Source organism: Serratia sp. (in: enterobacteria), from assembly GCF_046715635.1.
In the GTDB taxonomy this organism is placed as follows: domain Bacteria; phylum Pseudomonadota; class Gammaproteobacteria; order Enterobacterales; family Enterobacteriaceae; genus Chania.
The window spans coordinates 1-4,105 of sequence record NZ_JBKJYW010000274.1 but is presented as its reverse complement, the minus strand read 5'-3'; the positions used below and the strand labels follow the sequence as shown (position 1 = coordinate 4,105).

The window sequence follows — 4,105 nt, the reverse complement described above, 5'->3', positions numbered from 1 at the left end:
GCGGATCTTTCAGGCGATAACGCGCTACCTGCAAGATCCCTTCATCTACGGCAAACAGTGCCACCTGCTGTGGACCATCGGTCTTCACCGTCATCGTCAGGTTTTCACCCGGCTTAATCACCTCAGGCGTCACTATTTCCAGGCCGTTTTGCCGGGCTTTGGTGCTGATTTTAAACGGCATGACGCCATAGCTCAGCGGGCTCATAAAGATCTCGCTGGAGTTTACGTCTCGCACAAACTGCACGTTGATATAACCGTTGCCTTCCATCCCGGCCGGAACCTGGATTTTCTGCACCGAGCTGGTGGTGTCGGTGTGGAACCACTGCCAGGCATAGACACGGTCTTTTTCGATGGTGATCAAACCGCTGCCGGTATAAGGCGCGTTGATCGCCACCTCAATTTCTTCACCCGGCTGATATTCCGCCTGGTTCAGTTTCAGCTTCAGTTCGGCATTACGATCCAGCGAACGACTAAGGTTGGCATTACCCGCCACGCTATAGGCGATACGATTGAGCACCTTGCCCTGCGCATCTTCGATCACCAGCACAAAATCACCTGGGGTTTCAGTCGCCAAGGTCAGATCGGTGCCCTGCTCGCTCAGCGCTAACGGCTGCTCGGACAGCTGCACCTCTTTCATCTTCGACTGGTATTTATAAACGCCAGAATCCTGCTTGGTCAGCACAGAGATGTATTTCTGCTCGATCAGCACCTGCTTCAGATCGGCAAGTGCGATCTGTTTTAGGGACGGATCGACGGCAATCACGTTCAGATTTCGCGCCGAACCCCGGTTGATGTAGCCTAAATCACCGTCTGGCTTAACCCCCACCAGATAGTCATACGGCGACACCAATACCCGGGCGGTGGCGGCAACGGAACGCCCGCCACCTGCTACAAAGGCTTCCGACAGCAGTTGCAGCTGATAGGTGGCATCCGCATAGGACTTCAGATCCAGCGGAATATTCGCCACGCCCTGCTCGTTGGTGGTGCGGTCTTCCAGCTCGGTTTCAAAACCGTCGCTATTCTGGCGGTTCTCAAAGAAGGCGTAATCCGGGAAGCGATCAAAGCTCGGATACATCGGCCTTAAGGTCAACTTCGAGGTGACGCGACGATCCTGGGCTGGCGTACCAAACAGGTTCTGCACATCGATATTTGCCTGCAGCTCAGAAGGTTTCACCCAACCTTGCTGACGGTTCGGCGTCAACTCCAGCTTCACCTTCAACTGGTCTGGCTCAAACTCTTTCACGTTGACGGCGGTATGGCCGAGCAAGGTGGAAGTGTCGTTATTCTTGCCAATCAGATACAGGTAGATGTTCCACTCGCCCGTTGGCGCATTCTCGTCGGTGGTGTAACTCAATTCATTGAAACCACTGCCACCGAGAGTCAACGGCACCGTTGTCATCAATTTGTCCCGCGGATCGCGGATCTCAGCACGCACCGGTACGCCAGCCAGGGCTACGCCCCAATCAGCGGCACGGGTAATCAGACCAATATTGAAGGTATCGCCTGGACGATACACGCCACGATCGGAGAACAGATAGCTGCTCAGAGTGCGTGGATCAATAGGGGTTTCTTCGCCTTCAATATCAAAGCGAGAGAAATCCAGCCCGCGGTCATTGTAGCGGGTGGTCGGCAAGAAGGAGACATCGCCCTCTTTTTCCACCAGGAACATCACTGGCTCGCGTTCGTTGGTATAGACGTCCAGCGCAGGGAAACGCACATGCCCATTAGCATCGGTGACCTGGCTAAGCAGCGTCACGCCGTTTTTGGCGATCACCGAGACTTTGGCACTGCTGACGGGCGCACCGCTGTGGATAGACTGGACAAACACATCACGCGTTTTATCCTGTGAACGTTTGGCAATAATCCCCAGATCGGTCACGACGACAAAACGCGAATCCCCGACGGAGCGCGATTCATCCTCTTCCTGCTCCCCCTGATCGCCTTCATCTTCTGTGGCCTGCGTTTTTTTCTTTTCCGGTTGCCATTCCGACAGTGTCAGCAGGAACACGCCGCGATGGGAATCCGTGCTGGTGGACAGGTAACGTGAGAGATCGATGCCCTTATAGCTCACTTCACCCGGCCGATCGTTGTTAATGACCGTTTGATATTTAAAGTGTTCGGTAAAATATTCATCGTTGAGCTGATTGAACTGGGCCGAAGAGTATTCGCTGCTTTTGAAAGAGACGATATGTTGCAGCTGGCTTGGGATCACCCGCTTGATATCCAGCCGCAGGCCAGGCACGTTACGCGCCGCCACGCTGATTTGTTTGTCACCGTTCACCGATAGCAGAGAACCCTGTGACATAAACTGCAAGGTTTTCGGGAAGTCTGGTACTTCGACGATGCGATAGACCTTCTCCGGCATTTTATAGCCGCCCGAAGAGGTCATCAGGTTGGTGATTTCCAGCAGCATAAAGCGGTGAGCCGGTGCATCAAACTTGAAGCTGAACTGCGGTTGATAGGTCTCTTCCGCTTCATTCAGGGTCAGCGCCAGCGGCGTAGACTGGGCCATCACGCTGTTTTCGATGCTCTCAGTCCCGCCCCACTGATAAAAATCGTCCGGTTCGTTACTGGCTTCAGAATCGTTAGGGTTATGCTGCGGCAATAACCAAGCCTTGACCGCACGACCGGCATCTTTGTCTTTGATCGCATCGCTGAAGGCGACGATCAGCGCACGCTGGCCTTTGGTGCCATCGCTGTCGACCACCTGGGCGCTGGCATCCTTCACCGTGAGGCTATAAAGAGTTGGCACTGCTACCCAGCTGTCTTTCGATTGTGCGATCTCATTGGCAGACACCACCGACTTGATGCCCTTGCCCAGCACCAGATGCACTTTACCGCCGTGATCCAGCGCTTTCAGCGGTTCGGAATGCACCCAGGCGTTCAGCTTCTTGGCATCATAGACCAGGGAGAAATTGAGTTTCTTTTCAGATTTGGCGTTGGCTTCAATCAACCCCATGGCGATCTGCTTTTCAAAGCTGGCCACGTCCACTGGCGCATTGAATTTGACGTTGAAGATAGCGCTGCGCTTTTGCGGATCCTGTGGGTCCTGATAATACTCGGCTTGTCCTGACTGATAATCAAAAGCAGGAACATTGAAGGCATAGCGGGTATTAGCGAGCTTGATCTGAGGAGCCAACAGCACCGAAGGTTCGAGGTTAACTTCGTAGCTAGCCCCCATCGGCAACGGATTCTTGGGCGTAAACACCAAGGTCCAGGCGTTATCCCACCTCCACTGTCCTTCGAGTGCCGGGCTGATTTTCACCCCTTTCTCCACCACTTTACCGGCGTCAGCCAGCGGAGCTACCGAGTTTTTAAAGGTGAGGCTGACTTGCTGCGGCGCAGATTTCTGCACTGCATAATTGATAAGTGCAGGATCGGAAACCCGTACGCTGGTTTCCTGGTAGACCATCGGTGCAGGCTCAATCGGCTGCGGCCGGTTAAGCCACCAGTTCCAACCGTAGAAAGCCCCACCGGCGGCACAAAGCAACACCAGCAGCGCCAGACTGATGGCTTTGGGATATTGGTCCACCCCGCCTTCCAGACGTAAGAAGCTACGCTTCACCCCGCCAGATACCGCCTTCCACCAGGCTGGCGCATTCCAGTCGAGTTTGCCAACCACCGGCCTGAAAAGGCGCCCCAGCAAGCCCAGGATCATGGCCAACAGACGAAACAGGCCTTTTAGCAACGTAAAAGGTAAACGGAGGATGAATTTTAATAAATCCATTATTGCAGCACCTTATGATCCGTTATAAATCCAGCTCAACAGCATTCCTGACGTCTACGCGCATCCCCCAGATTGCCAGCGAAAGCGTTACTCAGGTTCGATATTCAACAACGAGTCCAACCTTTGCAGCAACACCAACAGCGGCATGCAGTCTGGCTGTTTATTCTTCAGGGCTTCTTCAAAATAAGGTGCGATAACAAAACGCGTTGGCAACGGCGCATTGGCATCCAATAACACCGTCATCCGTGGCAGCAGCACCCACTGTAACCACTCTTCGGCCATCATGCTGTCAATGCAGAAAGGCTCGGTGCTAGAGAATGCTTGCACCTCTGGCGGCATTGCCTGCCACAAGGCCAAATCCTGCATCGACTGTTCAAT

General features: G+C 53.9%; 2 protein-coding genes. Both read right to left on the bottom strand.

Features of this window, described 5'->3' with window-relative positions:
- On the bottom strand, positions 1-3,727 hold a 3,727-nt coding region (locus tag ACLQ7H_RS13490; protein ID WP_411753115.1), incomplete at its 3' end, for an alpha-2-macroglobulin family protein.
- Positions 3,728-3,814: 87 nt separating this feature from the next.
- Positions 3,815-4,105, bottom strand: a 291-nt coding sequence (locus tag ACLQ7H_RS13485) for a YqcC family protein (RefSeq protein WP_411753114.1), incomplete at its 5' end; no start/stop codon positions are given.